Source organism: Streptomyces sp. NPDC058274, from assembly GCF_042881375.1.
Lineage (GTDB): Bacteria > Actinomycetota > Actinomycetes > Streptomycetales > Streptomycetaceae > Streptomyces.
In genome coordinates this window covers 1-21,836 of sequence record NZ_JBHVXW010000028.1, presented here as the reverse complement: position 1 = coordinate 21,836, position 21,836 = coordinate 1, and the positions used below count along the sequence as shown (strand labels likewise).

The window sequence follows — 21,836 nt, the reverse complement described above, 5'->3', positions numbered from 1 at the left end:
GGAAACAACCCCGTGATCGCCGCTCCACGGACAACGCGGAAACGACGACGGCGCTCAGGCCGTCGCCGCTCCACGGAGGACACGGAAACGACAACGGCGCTCAGGCCGTCGCCGCTCCACGGACAACACAGAAACGGCAACGGCGCTCAGGCCGTCAGCCGAACACCGCCAGGCTCTTCGCCTTCCCCTTCTGCTCCTCCACCAGCGCCAGGAACCGCCCCGACGGGTCGAAGACGGCCACGGCACCGGCCCCGGCGTACTCCTCGGGGATCTCCAGCCGTACGCCGTTGAGCAGCAGCCGGGCCCGCTTGTCGTCCACGTCCCAGCGGGGGAACGCGGCGGTGGCGGCCTCGGCGATGGGCATCACGGTCAGCTCCTCCTGGAGCTGGTCGAGGGTCTTCGCCGTATCGAGCTTGTACGGACCGACGCGGGTGCGGCGCAGCGCGGTCAGATGGCCGCCCACTCCGAGGTCCGCGCCCAGGTCACGGGCGAGCGCCCGGATGTAGGTGCCGGACGAGCAGACCACCGAGACGACCAGGTCGAGCACCGGTGTGCCGTCCTCGGCGACCGCGTCCCGCACGTCGTACACCGCGAACGAGGAGATCGTCACCGGGCGGGCCGGGATCTCGAAGTCCTCGCCCTCGCGCGCCCGCTTGTAGGAGCGCACGCCGTCGATCTTGATGGCGCTGACCTTGGACGGCACCTGCATGATGGCGCCGGTCAGCTTGGCGATACCGGCGTCGACGGCATCGCGCTTGATGCCGGACGCGTCCGTGGACGAGGTGATGTCACCCTCGGCGTCGTCCGTCAGGGTGTTCTGCCCAAGCCGGATGGTCCCCAGGTACTCCTTCTCGGTGAGGGCGAGGTGCCCGAGGAGCTTGGTCGCCTTCTCGACGCCGAGGACGAGCACGCCCGTGGCCATGGGGTCGAGGGTGCCGGCATGGCCGACGCGGCGGGTCCTGGCGATGCCGCGCATCTTGGCGACCACGTCGTGCGAAGTGAAGCCCGACGGCTTGTCGACAATGACAAGCCCGTCGGGCGTCGTGGGCTTCTGCGTCATTCCGCGGCGTCGTCCTCGTCGTCCTCGCCCGGCTTCTTGTACGGGTCCGCGTCACCGGCGTACTTCGCGCCGGAGGAGACCTCCCGCACCTTCTCGTCCGAGGCGCGTGCCTTGTCGAGCAGGTCCTCGATGGTCTTGGCGGTGTCCGGCAGGGCGTCCGCGACGAAGGTGAGCGTCGGCGTGAACTTCACGCCCGCCGCCGCACCGACCGCGGAGCGGAGCACGCCCTTGGCGCTCTCCAGGCCCGCGGCGGCCTCCGCCCGCACCTGGTCGTCCCCGTACACCGTGTAGAAGACGGTCGCCTCCCGCAGATCACCCGTGACCCGGGTGTCCGTGATGGTGACGTGGGTGCCGAGCCGCGGATCCTTGATCCCGCGCTGCAGCTTCTTGGCCACCACCTCTCGGATGAGGTCCGCCAGCCTTTTCGCCCGCGCGTTGTCGGCCACTGGTCCGTCTCCTTCTTCGCCTTGCTTGTTCCGTCAGTCTTCGTCTTTGTGGAGCCTGCGTCGCACCGAGAGCAGGTCCACCTCCGGTCGCGCAGCCACGAGCCGTTCGCACCGGTCCAGGACGTCGGTGAGGTGCTCGGTGTCTCCGGAGACCACCGCCAGGCCGATCTCGGCCCTGCGGTGAAGGTCCTGGTTGCCCGTCTCCGCCACGCTCACCGGGTACTTCCGCTGAAGTTCGGCGACGATCGGCCGGACGAGAGAGCGCTTCTCCTTCAGCGAGTGGACGTCGCCGAGGAGCAGGTCGAAGGACAGTGTCCCCACGTACATAGGTGTATCCGGATGTCCCGCCGGTACGGGGTAGATGGCCCAGCCAAATGCTTGGCGGGGACATCAGAACCGTACAACGAACCGCCGGCTCGCTCGACGGGGTTTTCGCCCCCGCCGCCCCTGCCCGTCCCGTCCTTCCGGGGCTGCGCCCCAGGCCCTCTGGGTTGTCCTTCGGCCGTCGGCCGGTGGGGGCTTGTCGCGCAGTTCCCCGCGCCCCTAAAAGCGGCGAGCTGGCCGGCGGTGACTTGTCACCGCCGGCCAGCTCACACAGTCGCTTTACGAGCGCGGCTTCTCCCGCATCTCGTACGTCGCGATGACGTCGTCGACCTTGATGTCATTGAAGTTGCCGAGGTTGATACCACCCTCGAACCCTTCGCGGATCTCGGTGACGTCGTCCTTGAAGCGACGCAGACCGGAGATGTTGAGGCTCTCCGCGATGACCTTGCCGTCGCGGACGAGGCGCGCCTTGGTGTTGCGCTTGACCTCTCCCGAACGGACCAGGACACCGGCGATGTTGCCCAGCTTGGACGACTTGAAGACCTCGCGGATCTCCGCCGTGCCGAGCTCGACCTCCTCGTACTCCGGCTTGAGCATGCCCTTGAGGGCCGCCTCGATCTCCTCGATGGCCTGGTAGATCACCGAGTAGTACCGGACGTCGACGCCCTCGCGCTCCGCCATCTGAGCCGCGCGGCCCGCAGCGCGGACGTTGAAGCCGATGACGATCGCGTCGGAGCCGGTCGCCAGGTCGATGTCCGACTCGGTGACCGCACCCACACCGCGGTGCAGGACGCGGATGTCGACCTCTTCGCCGACGTCGAGCTGGAGCAGCGAGGACTCGAGAGCCTCCACCGAACCGGACGCGTCGCCCTTGATGATGAGGTTGAGTTCCTGCACCAGACCGGCCTTGAGGGCCTCGTCCAGGTTCTCCAGGGAGAACCGGACTCCACGCCGGGCGAAGTTGGCGTTGCGCTCACGCGCCGCGCGCTTCTCGGCGATCTGACGCGCCGTGCGGTCCTCGTCGACGACCAGGAAGTTGTCGCCGGCACCCGGGACGTTGGTGAGACCCAGGACCAGGACGGGGGTCGACGGACCCGCTTCCTCGACGTTCTTGCCGTTGTCGTCGAGCATCGCCCGGACACGGCCGTACGCGTCGCCGACCACCATCGTGTCGCCGATGCGCAGCGTGCCGCGCTGGACCAGGACCGTCGAGACGGCACCACGGCCACGGTCGAGGTGCGACTCGATCGCAATACCCTGCGCGTCCTGCTCCGGGTTGGCCCGCAGGTCGAGCGAGGCGTCCGCGGTGAGGACCACGGCCTCCAGCAGGCTCTCGATGTTGAGGCCCTGCTTGGCGGAGATGTCGACGAACATCGTGTCGCCGCCGTACTCCTCGGCCACCAGACCGAACTCGGTGAGCTGACCGCGCACCTTGGTCGGGTCGGCGCCCTCGACGTCGATCTTGTTGACCGCGACCACGATCGGCACGTCGGCCGCCTTGGCGTGGTTCAGCGCCTCGATCGTCTGGGGCATCACACCGTCGTTGGCCGCCACCACGAGGATCGCGATGTCGGTCGACTTGGCACCACGGGCACGCATGGCGGTGAACGCCTCGTGACCCGGGGTGTCGATGAAGGTGATCCTGCGCTCTTCGCCGTTGACCTCGGTCGCGACCTGGTACGCACCGATGTGCTGCGTGATACCGCCGGCCTCGCCCGCGACGACGTTCGTCTTGCGGATGGTGTCGAGCAGTCGGGTCTTACCGTGGTCGACGTGACCCATGACGGTCACGACCGGCGGACGGACCACGAGGTCTTCCTCGTCGCCCTCGTCCTCGCCGAACTCGATGTCGAAGGACTCGAGCAGCTCGCGGTCCTCCTCCTCGGGGCTGACGATCTCGAGGACGAAGTTCATCTCGTCCGCGAGGAGCTTCAGCGTCTCGTCGGAGACGGACTGCGTGGCAGTGACCATCTCGCCGAGGTTCATCATCACGCCGACGAGCGACGCCGGGTTGGCGTTGATCTTCTCGGCGAAGTCGGTGAGGGACGCACCGCGCGACAGACGGACGGACTGTCCGTTGCCACGAGGCAGCATCACACCGCCGACCGACGGGGCCTGCATGGCCTCGTACTCCTGGCGCCTCTGCCGCTTCGACTTGCGACCACGACGCGCGGGACCGCCGGGACGGCCGAAGGCGCCCTGCGTGCCACCACGGCCACCGGGACCACCCGGACGACCGCCGAAGCCGGGACGGCCACCGCCGCCACCGCCGCCGCCGGGACGACCGGCGAAACCGCCGCCGCCGCCACCGGGACCGCCGGGACGACCGGCGAAGCCGCCGCCACCGCCACCGGGACCGCTCGGACGACCGGCGAAGCCGCCGCCGCCACCGGGACGACCGCCGCCGGCGCCGCCACCGGGGCGACCGCCACCGCCGGGACCGCGGCCGCCGGGGCCACCGCCACCGGGTCGCGGGGTGCCCGCAGCGGGACGCTGCGGCATCATGCCGGGGTTCGGACGGTTACCACCGGGGCCGCCGCCGGGACGCGGAGCGCCACCCTGCGGACGAGGCATGCCGCCCGGAGTCGGACGAGCGCCACCGGGACCACCCTGCGGACGCGGAGCGCCGCCGGGACCGCCCTGGGGACGCGGACCACGGTCCTGACCCGCGCCCTGCGGACGCGGAGCACCGGGACGGTCGCCACCGGGACGCGGGGCGCCGCCGGGACGGGGCGCCTGCGGGCGCGCCATGCCGGTGGAGCCACCAGAGGTGAAGGGGTTGTTGCCCGGACGCGGACCGGCCGGACGAGCGCCGGGGCGCGGAGCCTGGCCGCCGGGACGCGCAGCGCCCTGACGGTCACCGCGGTCACCGCGGTTGTCGCGGTCGCCACGGCCCTGGCCACCCTGGCCGCCCTGGGCAGGACCGGCCGGACGGACACCGGGCTTCGGTGCGCCGGGACGGGCAGCCGGACGAGTGCCGGCGGCCGGAGCCGCAGAGGCTGCCGGAGCCTCGGGAGCCGACGGGGGCGCGGTGAACTCGGGCGCCGCCGGAGCCGGAGACGCCGGAGCGGGCTTCGGCGCGGGCCTGGGACCCGGGGTCGGACGCGAGCCCGGAGCAGCCGGGGTGACCGGAGCCGCGGAGGGCGTCTCGGCCGCGGCCGGCTTCGGGGCCGGCGGGCGCGGGGCGGCCGGACGGGCTGCCTGCGCCGGAGAGGGGGCTGCCGGACGGGCCGGCGAGGACTTGCGCGCGGCGGGCTTGCCGCCGCCGTTGCTGCCCTGCTGGAACGCGTCGGTCAGCTTGCGTACTACGGGCGCCTCGATCGTCGAGGACGCCGAACGGACAAATTCACCGAGTTCTTGGAGCTTGGCCATGACGACCTTGCTCTCCACCCCGAACTCCTTGGCGAGTTCGTATACCCGGACCTTAGCCACTTCGCTCCTTTTAGGTCCGGGTTGCGTCCGGACCGTCGCTACTTCATGGGCGTACTCATCGCGTGCTCATCGAGTGCTCATCGCAATCTCGACCTACTTCCAACTCGCGGGGTACCAGGGCCGCACGGGGTTCCGTGCGACACGTCTTACGGTGTTGCCTGCTGGGCAACCGTCTCCTCGACCACTCGGCGCAACGCTTTCGTGTCGAGCGGTCCCTGGGCACGCAGCGCCCGTGGGAACGCCCGGCGGCGGACCGCCAGGTCGAGACAGACCAGGGCGGGGTGAACGTACGCACCCCGGCCGGGCAGCGTACCGCGAGGATCGGGGGCGCATTCGCCCTCGGTCGCCACGATGCGCAGCAGATCGGTCTTGGCCGCTCGCTCCCGGCACCCCACACAAGTGCGCTCAGGGCATGCGCGGGCATGCGTCCGGCCAGACACGCTTAAGTCTACCTCCCCGCACCGACCTCACCCCTTTGGGACAAGAATCGAACAGTTGCTGCGCGTAAAACTGTCGTGATCTAAGCCACCCGCGGCTTGGATCTATTCCCCGGCCCGGTCAGCGTCCTGCTCGGACGGCTGCTCGGTGTCCGGGCGGATGTCGATGCGCCAGCCGGTCAGCCGGGCCGCGAGCCGCGCGTTCTGCCCTTCCTTGCCGATGGCCAGCGACAGCTGGTAGTCGGGGACGGTCACGCGCGCGGAGCGGGCGGCGAGGTCGACGACCTCCACCTTGGAGACCCGGGCCGGGGACAGCGCGTTCGCCACCATCTCGGCCGGGTCGTCGGACCAGTCGACGATGTCGATCTTCTCGCCGTTCAGCTCGGCCATGACATTGCGCACCCGGCCGCCCATGGGGCCGATGCAGGCACCCTTGGCGTTGAGCCCGGAGCGCGTGGAGCGGACCGCGATCTTCGTGCGGTGGCCGGCCTCACGGGCGATGGCGGAGATCTCGACGGACCCGTCGGCGATCTCCGGGACCTCCAGGGCGAAGAGCTTCTTCACCAGGTTGGGGTGCGTACGGGAGAGGGTCACTGACGGACCGCGGACACCCTTGGCCACCCGTACGACGTACGAGCGCAGCCGCAGGCCGTGCTGGTACGTCTCGCCGGGGACCTGCTCCTGCACCGGCAGGATGGCCTCCATCTTGCCGATGTCGACCATGACGTTCTTCGGGTCGCGGCCCTGCTGCACGACACCGGTGACGATGTCGCCCTCGCGCCCTGCGTACTCACCGAGGGTCGCATCGTCCTCGGCGTCCCGCAGGCGCTGCAGGATGACCTGCTTGGCGGTGGTCGCCGCGATCCGGCCGAACCCGCTCGGGGTGTCGTCGAACTCGCGCGCCTCCTGCCCCTCCTCCAGGTCCTCGGGGTCCTCCTTCGCCCACACGGTGACGTGTCCGCTCTCCCGGTTGAGCTCCACGCGCGCGTGGCGGCGGCTTCCCTCGGTGCGGTGATAGGCGATGAGGAGGGCCGACTCGATCGCCTCGACCAGCAGGTCGAAGGAGATCTCCTTCTCCCGTACCAAGCCCCGCAGGGCACTCATGTCGATGTCCACGGCTACGCCTCCTCTGCGTTCTCTTCGTTCTTGTTCTTACGGCTGAACTCGACCTGGACGCGCGCCTTGGCGATGTCCGCGAGGGCGAGGCGCTTGGCGGTGGGCTTGCGCCCCTTCACGCCGGGCACCTCGACGTCGATCCCGTCGTCGTCGACCTGAAGGATCCGGGCGACGAGTTCGTCGCCCTCTCCGAGCTGGAATTTCACGAGCCGGTCGACGGCGCGTACGTAGTGGCGGTGCTCCTTGAGCTCGCGCTCGGCACCAGGGGTTCCGACCTCGAGGGTGTACTCGCCCTCGCCCATCGCGTCCGTCTCGTCGAGCTTCGCCGAGAGCGCGCGGCTCACATCGGCGATCCGGTCCAGATCGGCACCGGTGTCCGAGTCGACGACGACACGCAGCACCCGCTTGCGCCCGACCGAGTCCACTTCGATCTCTTCGAGATCGAGTCCCTGGGAGCTGACGAGCGGTTCCAGCAGTTCTCGCAGCCTCTCGCTCTGGGTGGTGCTCATCCGGGTGACTCCTCGGCCGCGTGTGCTGTTGTGGGTTGGTCGCGTGTCAGGTCAAAGGGTATCCGGTCCCGGGTGGTGTTGCCGTCCACCGTGGCGTGGCCGGATGCGGTACAGGGGCGCCCGGGGTGGCCGAAAGGACCGCTTCCGGGATCACCGCCGGGCCGCACCTGGCGGGCGATCGGCGTGCACGCGGGTACCGTGATCACGGGCGTGCCGCCCTCCCTTTCGTACGAGCCTGCCGAGGACGTCTGCCGTGCCGTTCACCCTGCCGCCGCGCACCCCCTCGGGGCCGCGCCGAAGGAGCCTGCTCGCGTCGGCCGCGGGCGCCGTCGCGCTCGCGGGCTGTTCCGCCCCCGATTCCGCCACCGACACCACCGGCGGGAGCCCGTCCGCCGGCGATCGCGCACGCGCGCGTGCGGCCGGGGACAGCGAGACGCTCGCCGCGCGGTACGCCGCGGTGATCGCCGCGCATCCCTCCCTCGCCGAGCGGCTGCGCCCGTTGCGCGCGGAGGTCGTACGCCATGCGAAGGCGTTCGACACCGGGCGCCGGACCCCGGCGTCCGCGTCGGCATCGGCGTCCGGGTCCGGTTCCGGGTCCAGGTCCGGGTCCGGTTCCGGGTCCGCCGCGGCGTCCGCCTCCCCGTCCGCGAGCGCCTCCGCGTCCGTGCCGGCCACGGAGAAGGACGCCCTCGCCGACCTGGCCACGGCGGAGCGCACCCTGGCCGACCGGCGGGCCAAGGCCCTGCTGGAGGTCCCCGGAGAACTGGCCAGGCTGCTGGCGTCGGTCGCGGCGGCCGGTGCCGCCCACGCGTTCCTGTTGACGGAGGACGGCAAGTGAGCACGCCGAAGGCGCAGAAGAGCGCGCAGCTGAAGGCCGTCCAGGCCGCACTCGGGGCGGAGCACGCCGCGGTGTACGGCTACGGCGTCGTCGGCGGCAGGATCCGCGAGGGGCGCCGGGCCGAGGCACGGACGGCGTACGACGCGCACCGTGCGCGCCGCGACGAGCTGGAGCGGGTCGTGCGCGACCTGGGCGGCAAGCCGGTCGCCGCGGCGGCCGCGTACGCGCTGCCCTTCGCCGTGCCGGACTCGGCCGCCGCCGTACGGCTCGCGGCCGAGCTGGAGGAGCGGGTGGCCGGGGTCTACGGCGATCTGGTGCGGGCCACCGAGGGCGAGCGGCGGCGGGCCGCGGCGGACGCACTGCGGGAAGCGGCGGTGCGGGCGGTGCGCTGGCGGGGCGAGAGCGTAGCCTTCCCTGGTCTCGCCGAGCGGGCGGCCGAGCCCTCCGCGCCGGCGACCTCGGGGACATAACGCGACCTGGAAGGAAACCACCCGCGCATGGCTTTCGAACCGCCGCAGCGCCTCGTACGGGCACTCGGCGAGACGCCGCAGGACGGGATCGACGGGGCCACCGAGTGGCTGGAGAAGCTGCCCGAGCAGGTTCAACTGGCCGTGGATCTGCGTGAGTTGACCGTCGAGCGGGTGCAGGCGCCGGGTGGACGCAGCAGCCTCGTGGTGCTGGTGCGGCAGATCGACGGGACGCCCGCCGTGCTGAAGTTCGCGCCCGAGCGGGCCCGGCCGGAGAGCGAGCGCGCCGCGCTGGCGCACTGGGACGGCTTCGGCGCCGTCCAACTGCTCAACCCCGGCGACACCCAGGGCGTACTGCTCCTGGAGCGGCTGCATCCCGAGGTGTCGGTGCGCTCGCTGCCCGAGGCGAAGGCACTTCTGGAGGCGGCCGGGACACTGCGCAGGCTGTGGGTGGAACCGCCCGCCGGTCATGTCTTCGAGACCGTGGCCGAGCGGACCGGGCGGCAGGCCGGGGCGATGCGGGCGAGCGCCGACGGCGAGACCGTGGCGCTGGTGGACGCGGCGCTCGCGGCCCGCGAGGAACTGCTGGCCGACGCTCCCGAGGCGCGGCTGCTGCACGGCACCTTCCGGCAGAGCAAGGTCCTCGCCGGTGAGCGGCTGCCGTGGCTGGCGGTGGGCCCCGACCCGGTGATCGGCGAGCGCGCCTTCGACCTCGCCCGGCTGGTCCGCGACCGGGTGGAGGACCTGATCGCCTCGCCCTCGGGCGCGTCCACCACCCGGCGCCGGGTGAAGCGGCTGGCCGAGTCACTGGACCTGGACCAGGACCGGCTGCGGGGCTGGACCCTGTTCCGGGCGGTCGAGTCCGGCGTACGGGCCCGGCGGGTCGGACGCCGCCAGGACGCGGAGCTGCTGCTGGAGTTCGCCGGCTGGCTGTGACCGCCGTACCTCCGGCCGACCGACCGCAGTCGCCGTACGGCAGCAGAGCAGCGCGCCGCTCATCCGCCCCTGGTGAGGCAGTTGAGCGGCGCCTTCGGCGGCACCGGCGACTACGCGCTCAGGCGGGCGATCGCCTCGTCGACCGTCAGCTCCTCGCGCTCACCGGTCCTGCGGTCCTTGAGCTCCAGGACACCCTCGGCCGAGCGACGGCCGGCGACGAGGATCTTCGGTACGCCGATCAGCTCGGCGTCCGTGAACTTCACACCCGGCGAGACGCCCGCGCGGTCGTCCACCAGCACCCGGACGCCGGCCGCGGCCAGCTTCTCGGAGACGTCGAGCGCCAGCTCGGTCTGCAGGGCCTTGCCGGCGGCGACGACGTGCACGTCGGCCGGGGCGATCTCCTTGGGCCAGCACAGGCCCTGCTCGTCCGCCGACTGCTCGGCCAGCGCGGCCACGGCACGCGAGACACCGATGCCGTACGAGCCCATGGTCACGCGGACCGGCTTGCCCTGCTGGCCGAGGACGTCGAGCTGGAAGGTGTCGGCGTACTTGCGGCCGAGCTGGAAGATGTGGCCGATCTCGATGGCGCGGTCCAGCCTGAGGCCGGTGCCGCACTTCGGGCAGGGGTCGCCCGCCTCGACCACGACGACGTCCAGATAGTCGTCGACCTCGAAGTCACGGCCGGCGACGACGTTGCGGGCGTGCTTGCCCTCCTTGTTGGCACCGGTGATCCAGGACGTGCCGGGGGCCACCCGCGGGTCGGCGATGTAACGGACCTTCTCCAGGCCCTGCGGGCCGACGTAGCCGCGTACCAGGTCGTCGCGGCCCTCGAAGTCCTCGGCCGTCACCAGCTCGACGACGGCCGGGGCGAGGTGCTCGCCGAGCTTGCCGAGGTCGACCTCGCGGTCACCGGGGACGCCGACGGCGACGATCTCGCCGTCCACCTTGACCAGCAGGTTCTTCAGCGTGGCGGAGGCCGGGACGCCGAGGTGCTGGGCGAGGGTCTCGATCGTGGGGGTGTCGGGGGTGTCCAGCTCCTCGACCGGGCCGTGCTCCGCCGCGACGGGCGTCAGCGTGAAGGTGACCGCCTCGGTGTTCGCCGCGTAGTCACAGGCGGGGCAGTCCACGAAGGTGTCCTCGCCGGCGGCGGCCGGGGCGAGGAACTCCTCGGAGGCCGAGCCGCCCATCGCACCGGAGACGGCCGACACGATGCGGTAGTCGAGGCCCAGGCGAGCGAAGATCTTCTGGTACGCGGCGCGGTGCAGCGCGTACGACTCGGCCAGTCCCTCGTCCGTGGTGTCGAAGGAGTACGAGTCCTTCATCTGGAATTCGCGGCCGCGCAGGACGCCCGAGCGGGGACGCGCCTCGTCGCGGTACTTGGTCTGGATCTGGTAGAGCATGACCGGCAGGTCCTTGTAGGACGTGCACTGGTCCTTGACCACGAGCGTGAAGATCTCCTCGTGGGTCGGGCCGAGCAGATACTCGCCGCCCTTGCGGTCCTTGAGGCGGAAGAGGAGGTCGCCGTACTCCTCCCAGCGGGCCGACGCCTCGTACGGCTCCTTGGGGAGGAGGGCGGGCAGCAGGACTTCCTGGGCGCCGATCGCGTCCATCTCCTCGCGGACCACCCGGGAGATGTTGTCGAGGACCTTCTTGCCCAGCGGCAGCCAGGTCCAGATGCCGGCGGCGTTGCGGCGCACATAGCCGGCGCGCACCAGCAGCTTGTGGCTGAGCGTCTCGGCGTCCGCCGGGTCGTCACGCAGTGTCTTGACCATCAAACGGGACATGCGCTGGACCTGGGCCATGATTCTCGACTCCTGCTGCGTAAGGGTGATGGCAAGGAGGTTAGCCGGGCGGTACGGGCCGGTGGAAATCGGTTACCGCCGACACCCTCTAGCGGCGCCGCAACGGCAGCGGGGCGCCCATCACGGCGTACGGCTTCGGGGCGCTCGGGAAGTGGACCCGGCGCGCCAGGTCCTCGTACCCCAGCGAGCGGTACAGCCCGCGGGCCGGGCTCTCCGTGTCGATCGCGGAGAGGATGGAGCGGGGCTCCGCCGCACCGTCGGTGATCGTGGTGATCAGTCCGCGCCCGGCTCCCCGGTTCTGGTAGTGCGGGTGCACATGCAGCTCGGTGATCACGAAGGAGTCGTCGAGCCAGCCGTCACGGCCCTGGGCGCGCAGATAGGGCTCGACAACGGTGGACCACCAGTGCGCGCGGTCGTTGGGCATGCCGTAGACGAAGCCGACGAGCCGTCCTCCGGGGGTGGTGGCACCGAACGCGCGGGCTCCCGGGTGGGTCAGGTGCCGCAGCACGATCTGCCGTCGTACGGCGATCTCCTCGGCGCCGAGCCCGAAGGCCAGGGCCTGCACGGCGAGCGCTTCGTCGACGCGCGCGGCGAGGTCCAGCGGGCCGATGACCACGTCGTCGGGGTTGCGGGGACCCTGGCCGGGAAAGCGCAGCATGCCGGGGAGACTACAGGCACCTCACGGGTGTCAGAACAGCACACTCATGAAGGCTCCGACCTCGTGGAACCCCACGCGCCGGTACGTGGCCCGGGCGGCCGTGTTGAAGTCGTTGACGTAGAGACTGACGACCGGGGCGACATCGGCGAGGGCGTAGCGCAGGACGGCGGCCATGCCCGGCGCGGCCAGTCCCCGCCCCCGGTATTCGGGGGCGACCCAGACGCCCTGGATCTGGCAGGCGTGCGGGGTCGCGGCCCCGATCTCGGCTTTGAAGACCACCTTGCCGTCCTGGTCGAGACGGGCGAACGAGCGTCCGGAGCCGACGAGTTCGGCGACCCGGGCCTGGTAGAGCAGCCCGCCGTCGCCGGCCATCGGGGAGACGCCGACCTCCTCGGTGAACATCGCCACGCACGCGGGCATGATCGTGTCCATCTCGTCCTTGCGCATCCGGCGGACGTACGGATCCGGGGCGATGTCGCCGGGGAGCCGGTCGGTGACCATCAGCGGCTGGTTGCCACGCACGTCGCGGGCGGGGCCCCAGCTCGGTTCGAGAAGCCGCCACAGCTGGGTGGTGGGCTCGGCGGGGCCGACGATGGAGGAGCAGCGGCGTCCGGCCCGGCGGGCGCGGTCGGCGAAGGCGCGCACGGCGCGCGGGGTGGCACAGATGGGGACGAGGTTCGCGCCCGCGTAGCACAGGGACGTCAGCATGCCGTCCTCGTACCAGCCCCACATCTCGCCGCCGAGACGCCAGGGGTCGAGGCCCGCGACCTGCACCCGGGACATCACGAAGGCGTTCGCCACCGGCTCGCGGTCGAGGACGGCGAGCGCGGCGTCCAGGTCACTCGGTTCGAGGACCCTGGTGGTGGTCTGGGTCAACACGTGCGGGGGCCTCACCATACGGTCTGCTGATCTCCGCACTGTACCTGTCAGGCGTGTGCGGCGCCGTCCTGTTTGCTCGGGGCCGGGCGCCCGCGGGGGCCTGTTCCGCACCCGCCCGTGCGCGTCCCCGGGGCCACCGCCCCGGACCCCGTCGTCAGGCCCAACGGCCCGGTCCCGCACGCCGGGCGGACCGAAGACGCTCCGGCCCGCCCGGCAGCGCGTCAGCCTGCGACCGACACCGAGGGCTCACCGGAGGCGATTCCCTCCGCCTCCATCTTCTCGGCGAGCTTCATCGCCTCCTCGATCAGGGTCTCCACGATCTTCGACTCGGGGACGGTCTTGATGACCTCGCCCTTGACGAAGATCTGGCCCTTGCCGTTGCCGGAGGCGACACCGAGGTCCGCCTCACGGGCCTCACCCGGACCGTTCACCACACAGCCCATGACGGCCACGCGCAGGGGAACTTCCATCCCCTCCAGGCCCGCCGTGACCTCTTCGGCCAGCTTGTAGACGTCGACCTGGGCACGCCCGCAGGACGGGCAGGAGACGATCTCCAGACCGCGCTGCTTGAGGTTGAGGGACTCCAGGATCTGCAGACCGACCTTGACCTCCTCGGCCGGCGGCGCGCTCAGGGAGACCCGGATGGTGTCGCCGATGCCCTCGGAGAGGAGGGCGCCGAAGGCGACGGCCGACTTGATCGTGCCCTGGAAGGCCGGACCGGCCTCGGTGACGCCGAGGTGCAGCGGGTAGTCGCACTGGGCCGCGAGCTGCCGGTAGGCGTTGACCATGATCACCGGGTCGTTGTGCTTGACCGAGATCTTGATGTCCCGGAAGTCGTGCTCCTCGAAGAGCGAGCACTCCCACAGGGCCGACTCGACGAGCGCCTCGGGGGTCGCCTTGCCGTACTTCTGGAGCAGCCGCTTGTCGAGCGAACCCGCGTTGACGCCGATCCGGATCGGGGTGCCGGTGTCCTTGGCGGCCCGCGCGATCTCCTTGACCTGGTCGTCGAACTGCTTGATGTTGCCCGGGTTCACGCGCACGGCCGCACAGCCCGCGTCGATCGCCGCGAAGACGTACTTCGGCTGGAAGTGGATGTCCGCGATCACCGGGATCTGCGACTTGCGGGCGATGGTGGCGAGGGCATCCGCGTCGTCCTGCGTCGGACAGGCCACCCGCACGATCTGGCAGCCGGACGCGGTCAGTTCGGCGATCTGCTGCAGCGTGGCACCGATGTCCGACGTACGCGTCGTCGTCATCGACTGCACGGAGACGGGTGCGTCTCCGCCCACGGCCACCGTTCCGACCTGGATCTGCCGGCTCTTCCGGCGCTCGGCGAGCTTGGTCGGAACGGACGGCATGCCGAGAGAAATCGCAGTCATCTGCTGTGCAACCCCAAGTTGTGGATCAAGGTCCCGGAATCGTGGGCTCCAGGCTTCGAGATTACGGCACGGGCGAACGCCCGAGCACATCCCGCCCCCAAACCCACCCAATGGAGGGCGGCCGGGCACCCAGGGTGCCCGGCCGCCTCGAACAGCGCCTTGCTAGCTGATTTTGACCGGGTTAACGACGTCCGCGATCAGCACCAGGATGGTGAAGCAGACGAAGATTCCGGCCACCACGTACGCGACGGGCATCAGCTTCGCCACGTCGAAGGGGCCCGGGTCGGGCCGCTTCAGGACCCGTGCCGTGCTGCGCCGCAGCGACTCCCACAGCGCGCCGGCGATGTGCCCGCCGTCGAGCGGAAGCAGCGGCAGCATGTTGAACAGGAACAACGAGAGGTTGAAGCCCGCGACGAGCAGCAGCATCATCGCGATCTGCTGGGAGGCCGGGATGTCCAGTGTGAAGACATCGCCGCCGATCCGGGCCGCGCCGACCACGCCCATCGGGGAGTCCGCGGCGCGCGGGCCGTCGCCGAAGGCCGCGTCCCACAGGGCGGGGACCTTGCCGGGGAGCGCGATCAGCGACTCGACGCCGTTCTGCATCATGTCGCCCATGCGGTCCACGGACTGTCCGAAGGACTGCTCGACGATGCCGGAGGCGGGCGTGAAGCCGAGGAAGCCGGCGTACACGTACTTGCCCTCGACATAGCCGCCGTTGCCGTCGGTCTTGCTGACCTGGTTCTTGATCAGGTGGGCGGAGAGATCGAGCTGCCGGCCCTTGCGCTCGACGGTGAGGGTGACGTCCTTGCCGGGGTTGGCGCGGATGTCGGACTGCAGCGCCGACCAGTCCTGGACCGGCTTGCCGTTGAAGCCGATGATCTTGTCGCCGAGCTTGAGCCCGGCGGCCTTGGCGGGGGCGGCCTCGTCGCCCTTCGCGCACTTCGTGCGGTTCTCGCTCTGCTGGATGACACAGTCCGAGACCCTGCCGACCGTGGTCGTCTGGGTGTTGACGCCGAACGTCATCATCACGCCGAGGAAGATCACCACGGCCAGGATCAGGTTCATGAAGGGGCCCGCGAACATCACGATGACCCGCTTCCACGGCTTGCGCGTGTAGAAGAGGCGGGATTCGTCGCCCGGCTGGAGCTCCTCGAACGCGGCCGACCTGGCGTCCTCGATCATGCCGCGGAAGGGGGAGCTGGAGCGGGCCTCGATCTTGCCGTCCGGGCCGGGCGGGAACATCCCGATCATGCGGATGTAGCCGCCGAGGGGGACCGCCTTGATGCCGTACTCCGTGTCGCCCTTCCTGCGCGACCAGATGGTCGGCCCGAAGCCGACCATGTACTGCGGCACACGGATGCCGAAGAGCTTGGCCGTCGAGAGATGTCCCAGCTCGTGCCAGGCGATCGAGATGAGCAGGCCGACCGCGAAGACGACTATGCCGAGGATCATCATCAGGGTCGTCATGCACGCGCCTCCGCGGTCGTCTGCGCCGTTGTCTTGGTGAGCTCCCGGGCCCGGGCACGCGCCCAGGTCTCCGCTTCGAGGACGTCCGCGACGGTCAGGGAAGTTCCCGAACGAGGTGTGCCGTGTTCCTCGACCACCCTCGTGACGGTCTCCATGATGCCGTTGAACGGCAGGGTGCCGTTCAGGAACGCGTCCACGCACTCCTCGTTTGCGGCATTGAACACCGCCGGGGCCGTACCCGCGAGCTGTCCTACGTGACGGGCGAGTCCGACGGACGGGAACGCGTCGGTGTCGAGCGGGAAGAACTCCCAGCTCGACGCCTTCGTCCAGTCGAAGGCGGGAGCCGCGTCCGGGACGCGCTCGGGCCAGCCGAGCCCGATGGCGATCGGCCCGCGCATGTCGGGGGGCGTCGCCTGGGCCAGCGTCGATCCGTCGGTGAACTCAACCATCGAGTGGACATACGACTGCGGGTGCACCACCACCTCAATCCGCTCGAAGGGAATGTCGTAGAGGAGGTGCGCCTCGATGACTTCGAGCCCCTTGTTGACGAGGGTCGCGGAGTTGACGGTGATGACCGGTCCCATGGCCCAGGTGGGGTGGGCGAGGGCGTCCTCGGGGGTCACGTTCGCCAGCTCGGACTTCGTACGTCCCCGGAAGGGGCCGCCGGATGCCGTGACGACGAGTTTGCGCACGTCGGCGCGGGTGCCGCCGGCGAGGGCCTGGAAGAGGGCGGCGTGCTCGGAGTCGACGGGGATGATCTGGCCCGGCTTGGCGAGCGCCTTCACCAGCGGGCCGCCGACGATGAGCGACTCCTTGTTGGCGAGCGCGAGGGTGCGGCCCGCCTCCAGGGCGGCGAGGGTGGGCGCGAGACCGATGGAACCGGTGATTCCGTTGAGCACGGTATGGCAGTCGGAGGCGGCCACGCGGGTGGCCGCGTCGGGCCCGGCGAGGATCTCGGGGAGCGGCTCGCCCGTCCCGTACTGCGCGGTCAGCGCCTCGCGCAGCGCCGGTACGACGTCTTCGCGGGCGACGGCGACCGTGCCGACGCGCAGCCGGCGGGCCTGCTCCGCCAGCAGTCCGACCCTCCCGCCCGCGGCGGAGAGCGCGGTGACCCGGAACCGGTCGGGGTTGCGCAGCACGAGGTCGATGGCCTGGGTGCCGATCGATCCGGTGGAACCGAGGATCACGACATCCCGGACTCCGTCCACGGGGTCGAAAACGAGATGCGGATCAGCTAGGGGGGCTGGACTGTCGCTCATCCCCCCATTGTTGCCGCAACGCGGCACCGGCAGGACAGCGCGTCCCACTCCCGGGCCTTAATAGCACCCCCGGGTACCGAGTGAGAGCAAAATGCCCTTTTTGGAGAAAGGGTGAATATCGCATGACAACACTGCACTACCGGCCGGTGGACGACTGACCGGAATGTAACCCTGGGGGATTTCCATGCGCATACGCGCTGCCTTGCCCGCGCTAGCCGGAGCGGTGGCTTTGACGGGCACGTTTCTCAGTACACCGGCTCAGGCTGCCGGCGGTGTGACCATCTACCGCGTGTACTTCGACAGTCCGGGCACGGACAACCGCTCGAACGCGAGTCTCAACGCCGAGTGGGTGCAGATCAAGAACACCAGCTCCTCGACGATCTCGCTGAAGAACTGGACGCTCCTGGACGCGTCCCGGCACAAGTACACCTTCCTCGACGTGAAGATCGGCGCGGGGTCGACCAAGAAGGTGCGTACCGGGAGCGGCTCGGACACGGCGGCGAACAAGTACCAGGACCGTGGCGCGTACGTCTGGAACAACACCAGCGACACGGCGACTCTGTACAAGTCGAGCGGGACGAAGGCGGACTCCTGCTCGTGGACGACACGGGACCCGAGCGACAAGTACTGCTGAGCGGAGTTCAGCCGCGCACGGCATCACCCGGCCCGGATCTCCCGGGCCGGGCGACGGGGACGTCAGCGAATGGGGCGGTGGACGTTCTTGCGCTGGGATGGGCCTGGGGTGGCGTCCGCGATCCAGGGCCCTTCGCCCGAGGGGTCGATCACGCCGTGCTCCAGCCACTCGTAGGTGCCCGAGAGCACGCCCTTGACCACGGTGCGGTCGAGATCGTCGGTGTTGGTCCACAGCCGGGCGAAGAGTTCGTCGACGCGGATGCGGGACTGGCGGCAGAAGGCGTCGGCGAGCTGGTAGGCCTCCCGGCCGTGCTCCTCCGTGGTGCGCAGGAGTTCGGCGCGTACGCAGGCCGCGCTCATCGCGAAGAGTTCGGCGCCGATGTCGACGATCCGGCCGAGGAAGCCCTGTTTGGTCTCCATGCGGCCCTGCCAGCGGGACATGGCGTAGAAGGTGGAACGGGCGAGTTTGCGGGCGCTGCGCTCGACGAAGCGCAGGTGCCCGGACAGGTCGACGTGGCCGTCCGGGTGGAAGTCGCCGTATGCGCCCGGGAGTTGGCCCGCTCCCGCGACCAGTTTCGGCAGCCACTTGGCGTAGAAGACGCCGGCGTTCGCGCCCGCCTTCGCCTTGTCCGAGAGGGACTTCTCGGGGTCGATGAGGTCGCCGGCGACCTTCAGATGCGCGTCCACGGCCTCGCGGGCGATCAGCAGATGCATGATCTCCGTAGAGCCCTCGAAGATGCGGTTGATGCGCAGGTCGCGCAGGATCTGCTCGGTCGGCACGGCGCGCTCTCCGCGGGCAGCGAGCGACTCGGCGGTCTCGAAGCCCCGGCCGCCGCGGATCTGGACCAGCTCGTCGGCCATGAGCCAGGCCATCTCTGAGCCGTACAGCTTGGCGAGAGCGGCTTCGATACGGATGTCGTTGCGGTTCTCGTCGGCCATCTGGGAGGACAGGTCGAGGACGGCCTCCAGGGCGAACGTGGTCGCCGCGATGAAGGAGATCTTCGCGCCGACCGCCTCGTGGAAGGCCACCGGCTTGCCCCACTGCTCGCGCGCCGAAGACCACTCGCGGGCGATCTTCAGGCACCACTTGCCCGCGCCCACGCACATGGCGGGCAGCGAGAGCCGTCCGGTGTTCAGCGTGGTCAGGGCGATCTTCAGACCGGAACCCTCGGGGCCGATCCGGTTCGCGGCGGGGACGCGCACCTGGTGGAAGCGGGTGACCCCGTTCTCCAGGCCGCGCAGGCCCATGAAGGAGTTGCGGTTCTCGACGGTGATGCCCTCGGAGGCCGCCTCGACGACGAAGGCCGTGATGCCGCCCTTGTGGCCCTCGGACTTCGGCACGCGCGCCATGACGACGAGCAGGTCGGCGACCACGCCGTTGGTCGTCCAGAGCTTCACTCCGTCGAGGACGTAGTCGTCCCCGTCCGGTACGGCGGTCGTGGCGAGCCGGGCCGGGTCCGAGCCGACGTCCGGCTCGGTCAGCAGGAAGGCCGAGATGTCGGTGCGGGCGCAGCGCGGCAGGAAGACGTCCCGCTGCTCCTGGGTGCCGAAGAGCTTCAGCGGCTGCGGTACGCCGATGGACTGATGGGCGGAGAGCAGGGCGCCGATCGCCGGGCTCGCGGAGCCGACCAGGGCGAGCGCCTTGTTGTAGTACACCTGCGTCAGGCCCAGGCCGCCGTACTTGGTGTCGATCTTCATGCCGAGGGCGCCGAGCTCCTTGAGCCCGTTGACCACCTCGTCCGGGATCTGTGCCTCGCGCTCGATACGGGCCGAGTCGATCTTCGTCTCGCAGAAGTCGCGCAGTTTGGCGAGGAACTCCTCGCCGCGCTGGGCGGCCTCGTCCGACGGCAGGGGGTGCGGATGGATCAGGTCGAGCCGGAAGCGGCCGAGGAACAGCTCCTTGGCGAAACTGGGCTTGCGCCAGTCCTGTTCGCGCGCGGCCTCGGCGACCTGGCGTGCCTCACGTTCGGAGACTGTGGGCTTGGGGGGTGTTGCGGACATGAGGCTCACCTCGCCGCGAATAGGGATCTTGGGGCTGTTCGTTACCGACCGGTGCTACCCGATCGTATGTACCCGATTCGGCTCGCCCCCACCAGTCTTCGCGCAGCGTTCGGCCGAACGTGCGCCCGACCCGGACCGCCGACAGCCGTCATCCATCGGGTCAGATCGCCACCCGCCGGCCGCTACGGCCTGAACTCGTCCACCGCGCCGGCGCCTTCGGGCGCACAGGGAGCCCGGCGCCTGACGCCAGGCGCCCTCTTCCCGCATACGACAACGGCCGGAGCCCCCGCACAGTGGGCTCCGGCCGTCGGTATACGGAGTGCTCAGAGGGCGAGGCCCGTCAGCACGAGAACGCGCTCGTACGTGTAGTCGTCCATCGCGAACCGCACGCCCTCGCGGCCGACGCCGGACTGCTTCACACCGCCGTAGGGCATCTGGTCGGCGCGGTAGGAGGGCACGTCACCAATCACGACACCGCCGACCTCCAGCGCCCGGTGGGCGCGGAAGGCGGTCTGCAGGTCGTGGGTGAACACGCCTGCCTGGAGGCCGTACTTGGACTCGTTGACGGCGGCGAAGGCGGCCGCCTCCCCGTCCACCTTCTGCACCGTGAGGACCGGTCCGAAGACCTCCTCGCAGGAGAGGGTGGCGTCGGCCGGTACGTCGGCGAGGACGGTCGGCGCGTAGGAGGCGCCGTCGCGCTTGCCGCCGGTGAGGAGCGTGGCGCCGGACCCGACGGCCTCGTCGACCCAGGACTCGACGCGCTGGGCGGCGTCCTCGCTGACCAGGGGGCCGACGTCGGTCCTGGCGTCCGTCGGGTCGCCGGTGACCTGGGCCTCGACGGCGGCGACGATACGCGGCAGCAGGCGCTCGTAGACGGACGCGTCGGCGATCACCCGCTGCACGGAGATGCAGGACTGGCCGCCCTGGTAGTTGGAGAAGGTGGCGATGCGGGTCGCCGCCCAGTCCAGGTCCTCGTCGCTCGCGAAGTCGGCGAGCACGACGGCCGCGCCGTTGCCGCCCAGCTCCAGGGTGCAGTGCTTGCGCGGCACCGAGTCCATGATCGCGTAGCCGACCTTCTCGGAACCGGTGAAGGAGATGACGGGCAGCCGCTCGTCCTGCACCAGGGCGGGCATCCGCTCGTTGGACACCGGGAGGATGCTCCACGAACCGGCCGGGAGCTCGGTCTCGGCGAGCAGGTCACCGATGATGAGGCCGGACAGCGGGGTCGCGGGGGCGGGCTTCAGGATGATCGGCGCGCCGGCCGCGATCGCCGGGGCGATCTTGTGGGCGCACAGGTTCAGCGGGAAGTTGAACGGGGCGATGCCCAGCACGACGCCCTTGGGGAAGCGGCGGGTCAGCGCGAGCCGGCCCTGTCCGCCCAGGTCGGTGTCGAGGCGCTGCGCCTCGCCGCCGTTGAACCGGCGGGCCTCCTCGGCGGCGAACCGGAACACGGACACCGCGCGGCCGACCTCGCCGCGGGCCCACTTGATCGGCTTGCCGTTCTCGGCAGAGATGAGCTGCGCGATCTCCTCGGTCCGCTCAGCCAGACGCCTGCTGACGTGGTCGAGGGCGGCGGCGCGGACGTGGGCCGGGGTCGCGGCGAACTCGTCGCGTACGGCGTACGCGGCGGCCACGGCCTCCTCGACCTGGGCCTCGGTCGGCACGCTGACCTGGGCGACGAGTCGTCCGTCCCAGGGGGAGGTGACGTCGAAGGTGGTCTCGCCGGTGGCCTGGCGGCCGGCGAGCCAGAAGGCGTGGGGGGCTGCCACGTTCTCGTTCGGCATTCTCGAGTCCCGGCCCTTCCGAGGTTGAGGTGATCCTGGGCGTTTCCTGCCCCACGGTAGGCCCGGGATGCGGCGCGTCCACTTATCCACGACGTCGGACTCGCCAACCGGCACGCTCCACCCCGTCCAAGCCCTCATCGCCCCCGGCGCGAGCGGGTGCCGCCCGGGTGGGCCAGGTCCCGTACCTGCATGGGCACCCGGCGTCGGGGCCGGCGTGGGGGTGGGTCGGCGAGCCCGGCGCCTACGGGTTGCCGCTGCGCCCACCCGTGCCGCCCCTAGCGGCACGCATGCCCGCAGCTATGACCGTCTGCAGTCGCAAGACGGCCGAAGGGTCCGTGCCGGTACATCAAATGCCCGTCGCCATGCGCGAGAACACCCAACCGAGCGCCCCCAGAAGACAGCACAGCCG

Annotated in this window: 19 protein-coding genes; 4 read left to right on the top strand and 15 right to left on the bottom strand. The window is 70.6% G+C overall.

Features of this window, described 5'->3' with window-relative positions:
- Window positions 1–154: 154 nt before the first annotated feature.
- The 7 genes from truB to rimP all read right to left on the bottom strand — a co-directional run bounded on the left by truB (window position 155) and on the right by rimP (window position 7,324).
- Window positions 155–1,060, bottom strand: coding sequence for a tRNA pseudouridine(55) synthase TruB (truB, locus tag ACFVYF_RS35655; RefSeq protein WP_389462191.1), 906 nt, complete (start codon window positions 1,058–1,060; stop codon window positions 155–157).
- Window positions 1,057–1,506: a 30S ribosome-binding factor RbfA gene (rbfA, locus tag ACFVYF_RS35650; RefSeq protein WP_389462190.1), complete on the bottom strand. Its 450-nt coding sequence runs from the start codon at window positions 1,504–1,506 to the stop codon at window positions 1,057–1,059. The genes truB and rbfA overlap by 4 nt, the downstream gene beginning before the upstream one ends.
- 33 nt (window positions 1,507–1,539) lie before the next feature.
- Window positions 1,540–1,833, bottom strand: a complete 294-nt coding sequence (locus ACFVYF_RS35645) for a DUF503 domain-containing protein (protein ID WP_355793302.1) — start codon at window positions 1,831–1,833, stop codon at window positions 1,540–1,542.
- A gap of 276 nt (window positions 1,834–2,109) precedes the next feature.
- Complete coding sequence (infB, locus tag ACFVYF_RS35640) at window positions 2,110–5,262, bottom strand: translation initiation factor IF-2 (RefSeq protein WP_389462189.1); 3,153 nt, start codon at window positions 5,260–5,262, stop codon at window positions 2,110–2,112.
- Between the two features lie 146 nt (window positions 5,263–5,408).
- Window positions 5,409–5,702 (bottom strand): YlxR family protein, encoded by a 294-nt coding sequence (locus tag ACFVYF_RS35635; RefSeq protein WP_389462188.1) that lies wholly within the window; start codon window positions 5,700–5,702, stop codon window positions 5,409–5,411.
- Between the two features lie 102 nt (window positions 5,703–5,804).
- Window positions 5,805–6,815 carry a transcription termination factor NusA gene (nusA, locus tag ACFVYF_RS35630; RefSeq protein ID WP_383281260.1) on the bottom strand — a complete coding sequence of 337 codons (1,011 nt, stop codon included), beginning with the start codon at window positions 6,813–6,815 and terminating at the stop codon, window positions 5,805–5,807.
- A gap of 2 nt (window positions 6,816–6,817) precedes the next feature.
- Window positions 6,818–7,324 (bottom strand): ribosome maturation factor RimP, encoded by a 507-nt coding sequence (rimP, locus tag ACFVYF_RS35625; protein ID WP_389462187.1) that lies wholly within the window; start codon window positions 7,322–7,324, stop codon window positions 6,818–6,820.
- Window positions 7,325–7,577: 253 nt separating this feature from the next.
- On the opposite strand from rimP, the gene ACFVYF_RS35620 reads away from it, so the two are divergent.
- Genes ACFVYF_RS35620 through ACFVYF_RS35610 form a run of 3 tightly spaced genes read left to right on the top strand, consistent with a single transcriptional unit; the run spans window position 7,578 to window position 9,565 of the window.
- Complete coding sequence (locus ACFVYF_RS35620; RefSeq protein WP_389462186.1) at window positions 7,578–8,162, top strand: hypothetical protein; 585 nt, start codon at window positions 7,578–7,580, stop codon at window positions 8,160–8,162.
- Complete coding sequence (locus tag ACFVYF_RS35615; protein ID WP_389462185.1) at window positions 8,159–8,632, top strand: ferritin-like domain-containing protein; 474 nt, start codon at window positions 8,159–8,161, stop codon at window positions 8,630–8,632. Before ACFVYF_RS35620 ends, ACFVYF_RS35615 begins: the two co-directional genes overlap by 4 nt.
- Window positions 8,633–8,659: 27 nt before the next feature.
- Window positions 8,660–9,565 (top strand): aminoglycoside phosphotransferase family protein, encoded by a 906-nt coding sequence (locus ACFVYF_RS35610; RefSeq protein WP_389462184.1) that lies wholly within the window; start codon window positions 8,660–8,662, stop codon window positions 9,563–9,565.
- 110 nt (window positions 9,566–9,675) lie between these two features.
- On the opposite strand, the gene ACFVYF_RS35605 is transcribed toward ACFVYF_RS35610, so the two are convergent.
- The 6 genes from ACFVYF_RS35605 to dxr all read right to left on the bottom strand — a co-directional run bounded on the left by ACFVYF_RS35605 (window position 9,676) and on the right by dxr (window position 17,009).
- Complete coding sequence (locus tag ACFVYF_RS35605; RefSeq protein WP_389462183.1) at window positions 9,676–11,367, bottom strand: proline--tRNA ligase; 1,692 nt, start codon at window positions 11,365–11,367, stop codon at window positions 9,676–9,678.
- A gap of 88 nt (window positions 11,368–11,455) precedes the next feature.
- Window positions 11,456–12,025, bottom strand: a complete 570-nt coding sequence (locus tag ACFVYF_RS35600) for a GNAT family N-acetyltransferase (protein ID WP_389462182.1) — start codon at window positions 12,023–12,025, stop codon at window positions 11,456–11,458.
- Window positions 12,026–12,055: 30 nt separating this feature from the next.
- On the bottom strand, window positions 12,056–12,904 hold the full coding sequence (locus tag ACFVYF_RS35595) for a GNAT family N-acetyltransferase (RefSeq protein ID WP_389462181.1): 849 nt from the start codon (window positions 12,902–12,904) through the stop codon (window positions 12,056–12,058).
- Between the two features lie 221 nt (window positions 12,905–13,125).
- Window positions 13,126–14,283, bottom strand: a complete 1,158-nt coding sequence (gene ispG, locus ACFVYF_RS35590; RefSeq protein WP_389462180.1) for a flavodoxin-dependent (E)-4-hydroxy-3-methylbut-2-enyl-diphosphate synthase — start codon at window positions 14,281–14,283, stop codon at window positions 13,126–13,128.
- Between the two features lie 162 nt (window positions 14,284–14,445).
- A complete protein-coding gene (locus ACFVYF_RS35585) occupies window positions 14,446–15,750 on the bottom strand; it encodes a M50 family metallopeptidase (RefSeq protein ID WP_389462179.1) in 1,305 nt (434 codons plus the stop codon).
- The gene (gene dxr / locus ACFVYF_RS35580; protein ID WP_389462178.1) at window positions 15,747–17,009 is read right to left on the bottom strand and encodes a 1-deoxy-D-xylulose-5-phosphate reductoisomerase; all 1,263 of its coding nucleotides are present in this window, start codon (window positions 17,007–17,009) and stop codon (window positions 15,747–15,749) included. Before dxr ends, ACFVYF_RS35585 begins: the two co-directional genes overlap by 4 nt.
- A gap of 184 nt (window positions 17,010–17,193) precedes the next feature.
- Here dxr and ACFVYF_RS35575 point away from each other — a divergent pair, with 184 nt between their 5' ends.
- Window positions 17,194–17,643 carry a lamin tail domain-containing protein gene (locus ACFVYF_RS35575; protein ID WP_389462177.1) on the top strand — a complete coding sequence of 150 codons (450 nt, stop codon included), beginning with the start codon at window positions 17,194–17,196 and terminating at the stop codon, window positions 17,641–17,643.
- A gap of 62 nt (window positions 17,644–17,705) precedes the next feature.
- On the opposite strand, the gene ACFVYF_RS35570 is transcribed toward ACFVYF_RS35575, so the two are convergent.
- The gene (locus ACFVYF_RS35570; RefSeq protein ID WP_389462176.1) at window positions 17,706–19,643 is read right to left on the bottom strand and encodes an acyl-CoA dehydrogenase family protein; all 1,938 of its coding nucleotides are present in this window, start codon (window positions 19,641–19,643) and stop codon (window positions 17,706–17,708) included.
- A 323-nt stretch (window positions 19,644–19,966) separates the two neighbouring features.
- A complete protein-coding gene (locus ACFVYF_RS35565) occupies window positions 19,967–21,427 on the bottom strand; it encodes an aldehyde dehydrogenase family protein (RefSeq protein WP_389462175.1) in 1,461 nt (486 codons plus the stop codon).
- Between the last annotated feature and the right edge of the window lie 409 nt (window positions 21,428–21,836).

Bases quoted from the DNA above. Each gene is read 5' to 3' on its own strand.
- ACFVYF_RS35565 (WP_389462175.1), bottom strand. From the start codon at position 21,427: ATGCCGAACGAGAACGTGGCAGCCCCCCACGCCTTCTGGCTCGCCGGC.
- ACFVYF_RS35645 (WP_355793302.1), bottom strand. From the start codon at position 1,833: ATGTACGTGGGGACACTGTCCTTCGACCTGCTCCTCGGCGACGTCCAC.
- ACFVYF_RS35585 (WP_389462179.1), bottom strand. From the start codon at position 15,750: ATGACGACCCTGATGATGATCCTCGGCATAGTCGTCTTCGCGGTCGGC.
- dxr (WP_389462178.1), bottom strand. From the start codon at position 17,009: ATGAGCGACAGTCCAGCCCCCCTAGCTGATCCGCATCTCGTTTTCGAC.
- ACFVYF_RS35605 (WP_389462183.1), bottom strand. From the start codon at position 11,367: ATGGCCCAGGTCCAGCGCATGTCCCGTTTGATGGTCAAGACACTGCGT.
- ACFVYF_RS35575 (WP_389462177.1), top strand. From the start codon at position 17,194: ATGCGCATACGCGCTGCCTTGCCCGCGCTAGCCGGAGCGGTGGCTTTG.
- truB (WP_389462191.1), bottom strand. From the start codon at position 1,060: ATGACGCAGAAGCCCACGACGCCCGACGGGCTTGTCATTGTCGACAAG.
- rimP (WP_389462187.1), bottom strand. From the start codon at position 7,324: ATGAGCACCACCCAGAGCGAGAGGCTGCGAGAACTGCTGGAACCGCTC.
- ACFVYF_RS35610 (WP_389462184.1), top strand. From the start codon at position 8,660: ATGGCTTTCGAACCGCCGCAGCGCCTCGTACGGGCACTCGGCGAGACG.
- ACFVYF_RS35570 (WP_389462176.1), bottom strand. From the start codon at position 19,643: ATGTCCGCAACACCCCCCAAGCCCACAGTCTCCGAACGTGAGGCACGC.
- ispG (WP_389462180.1), bottom strand. From the start codon at position 14,283: ATGACTGCGATTTCTCTCGGCATGCCGTCCGTTCCGACCAAGCTCGCC.
- ACFVYF_RS35600 (WP_389462182.1), bottom strand. From the start codon at position 12,025: ATGCTGCGCTTTCCCGGCCAGGGTCCCCGCAACCCCGACGACGTGGTC.